General features: G+C 38.0%; 4 protein-coding genes. All 4 read right to left on the bottom strand.

Features of this window, described 5'->3' with window-relative positions; genetic code table 11:
• Nucleotides 1–1,033, bottom strand: a 1,033-nt coding sequence (gene bshC, locus AC1DRF_RS20405; RefSeq protein WP_477741536.1) for a bacillithiol biosynthesis cysteine-adding enzyme BshC, incomplete at its 3' end; no start/stop codon positions are given.
• 90 nt (nucleotides 1,034–1,123) lie between these two features.
• Nucleotides 1,124–1,507: a DUF3397 domain-containing protein gene (locus AC1DRF_RS20400; RefSeq protein ID WP_013058968.1), complete on the bottom strand. Its 384-nt coding sequence runs from the start codon at nucleotides 1,505–1,507 to the stop codon at nucleotides 1,124–1,126.
• 1 nt (nucleotide 1,508) lies between these two features.
• Nucleotides 1,509–2,390 (bottom strand): 2-dehydropantoate 2-reductase, encoded by an 882-nt coding sequence (locus tag AC1DRF_RS20395; RefSeq protein ID WP_043976715.1) that lies wholly within the window; start codon nucleotides 2,388–2,390, stop codon nucleotides 1,509–1,511.
• A gap of 158 nt (nucleotides 2,391–2,548) precedes the next feature.
• Nucleotides 2,549–3,315 (bottom strand): acyl-CoA carboxylase subunit beta (locus AC1DRF_RS20390; protein WP_477741535.1); only part of this gene is annotated, 767 nt, incomplete at its 5' end.

Here is a 3,315-nt window from a genome sequence, read left to right as displayed (position 1 = left end):
GAAGTAAGTACTCCTGCATAAGAGGTCTAGTCACAACGTTGTTACTAAGAAGCTCAGGCGTTTGTTTAGCAATTTGAACCAGCTCTTCTTTAGACAGCGCGAGTTCATTTTGCTTTCCAACAAACTGCTCTTGTTCTGCATCTCTTTCTAAAAGTACTCTGTTTTCATTGTGTGAATAAAAGAGATGAGCCGTTTCTTCTCCCACTTCAATCATTCGTCCGTATTGTTTTTGAATCTCAGTTTGCTGTTCCATAACGGCTGACGATAATTTGTCATTTTGTTCAATTAACGTCACAAAGAAAGAAGATTCAATGCTGCGCACTTCTTTAGAAGCTGCATCCATTAAAATAAGACCTGACTCTGCGAACATTGTGGTAACCAAATGAGCAAAGAAATCGACATAGGTACGTGATTTATCTAACGCTTCTAAAACAAAGTGTAATACCTGGTTTGTATGGGCCGTTTCATTAAACGTTTGAAATACATCACGAACCCAGCTTCTACAGGCCTCATGGTCTAGTTCAATTTGAGAAACCATTTGCTTTTTCTTTAAAGAATGCTTTAGCGTTTTCTTTAAAAGCTGGTTTTTATGCTCTGTGTATACATGGTTGATCTCAGCAAAATCATGATCTTCTCCAGCAATCCAAAATACCGGAAGCACGGGCACGTTTAAAGCTTCCTCTTGTTGTTTAGCTAGGAGCACAATTGAAATCACTTTATGAATGGTGTACAAAGGACCGGTAAGCAGCCCCGCTTGCTGACCTCCAACGACCACTACGCTGTTAGGATCTTTTAGCTTTTCAATATTTTCAATCGTCTTAGAAGATGCTCCGTAGCGCTTATTAAAATCAAGCAGATACTCAGCAAGCTGTTCTCTTGGATAAGACTGCTTTTGAACATCCGCTAAACGTTTTTCATATACGTCTTTTTCGTGTATATTATAATGAAAAAAGGAAAGTGCTTGCTTTTCACCTTTTATGTAATCGTTCGTTAGTTTGTTTCCCGCCTTTAAAGAGACGTCTGTAATCTCCATGAAAGAACTTCCTTTCTTTTCCTAATACTTATATTCTCTACATATAGCTTCATTATCCATAATGTAACTGCCCACGTCTAGTAACATGCTTTACAGAGAGGAAATACGAAAAGCGATTCCACCTATATTTAATACAATATGTGCAATAAGAAACAAAACAAAATTCATCCGAAAGAACCCTTTCGCGATAAGCTTCATTTCTAAGTCATGTTTGACTTTCCAATGTACAAACATCATAATCATTGCTACAACTAAAAGGACTAACGCAATCAACCACAAAAAAGAGTGCCCGAAAATTTCCACAGCTGCATAATGCACGGACAAAATAAGAAAAACCGTAGTAATGTATGTTGCTATGTGGACAGATTTCCTTTTATTTTTCGTCAGTTTGCGTAAAAGCATGTATAGAATAAAAAAACCAACGAGCGGCAGAGTGACAAACGTCGCAAAAACTCCAGCAATAAAACTTCCCATGTTAATCACCCTTTTCTTCTTCGATTCCTTTTATTGACCCATATAAAAAGTCAACAATAGGCGTCGACGTTCTTTTTTCAGCAGCTTGTGTTTGAATATAGCCTAAAATAGCATCAATTTCTGTTTGCCGCCCCTTCTGTATATCTTTTAGCATAGAAGATTGATTTGTACTCGTGCGCGAACAAACCCCCAGCGCATTTTCCCAATAATTAAAAGCTGAATCCAGTTTTAACACAGCGGCAATCTCTTCAAACAATAGACGCATCGTTTTATAAAAGTAGCCGTTATGAATCAGCTGCCCATTTTTTACCCCATACAGCGCCGTAAGAGGATTGATGAGCGCATTTACAACTAATTTCTTCACCAGCATCGCATACCAATCTGTTTCAATCACCCAAGGAAAATTCACAATTGGCAAGATAGACTCCATTTCTCCTCTGTATGAAGCAATACGGGTTGTTCCTATTCCTGTATGATGGACGCTATCCATATTTGTACGCATTGCCCCGTGTTCAACTGTACCCAAATAGAGAGTGCTCTGGGGGAGATTTTTAAGAATTTCAATATGGCTCATACCGTTTTGGATAAACAAAAGGGGAGTATGTATAGTAAGGGTTTTGATAAAAGGAATAATCTCTTTTAAATGATACTGTTTTACAGTAATAATGATTAGATCTGCTTCTTTTATGTTTTTTTCCAGAGGGATAGCACTCACTTTTTTAGTGTGATGTTCCCCTTGTCTATGTAAGGTAATTCCATTATCGTTAATACACTTTGCTTGAGTTTTTGTTTTCGTATACAAGGTTACATCATAACAATCTGATAAATACGCGCTAAACAACAGACCTAATGATCCGCCTCCAATAATACCTATAGTTTTCATCGTATTTTTTGTTCCTCTTTCCATTATTGAGTTTCATTTTAGCAAAAAAATGCTTTGAATTAAATGCATTCTTAAAATTTTACCTATTCATATAGCCCGTGTGATTAAAAATCACCGGGCTTATTGTAAATTATTTAGAGTGATCCCGTTTTTTTCTATTATACGGGATACACCGGATGTTTACGACGGCTAAAGGTCACATTCTTTGTTTCATATAATCGAAAGCGGTCAATTAAAGTTCGACGCAGCTCGTTAGCAGGAACGATGTCGTCAATAATAAGTTCAGAAGCCAGCGTATRGATATCGATGTGTTCTTTATACTCCTGCTGTTTCTGTTTAACAAACATAAACCGCTCTTTCGGATCTTCAATTTCATTAATTTTATTAGAATAGACGGCATTTACTGCCGCTTCAGGACCCATTACGGCAATTTGAGCAGTAGGTAATGCAAGGCAGCAATCCGGTTCAAAAGCTGGACCAGCCATAGCGTAAAGCCCTGCGCCATAAGCTTTGCGCATGACCACGGAAATTTTAGGAACTGTAGCTGAACTCATCGCTGCAATCAATTTTGCACCATGTCTAATGATGCCTGCTCTTTCTACTTTGGTTCCAATCATAAATCCAGGTACATCCGCTAAAAATAGCAAAGGAATATGGAAGGCATCGCACAGTTGAATAAATTTTGCTCCTTTATCTGCTGAATCTACAAACAGCACTCCTCCTTTGACCTTCGGCTGATTGGCAATAATCCCTACTACTTTTCCATCTATTCGTGCAAGCCCTGTTACCAATTCGGCGGCAAACAGTTTTTTCACTTCAAAGAAGCTCTCTTCGTCAATAAGGGTATCAATTGCTTCATAGATATCAAATGGAACATTTTGATTCTCCGGAATTAGTTCTACTAAATCCTTTGTCTGCTTAGGCT

This window comes from Priestia sp. P5_B4 (genome assembly GCF_056400385.1).
Note: the sequence above shows the minus strand (reverse complement) of the source record. Positions and strands in the feature narration are given on the sequence as shown.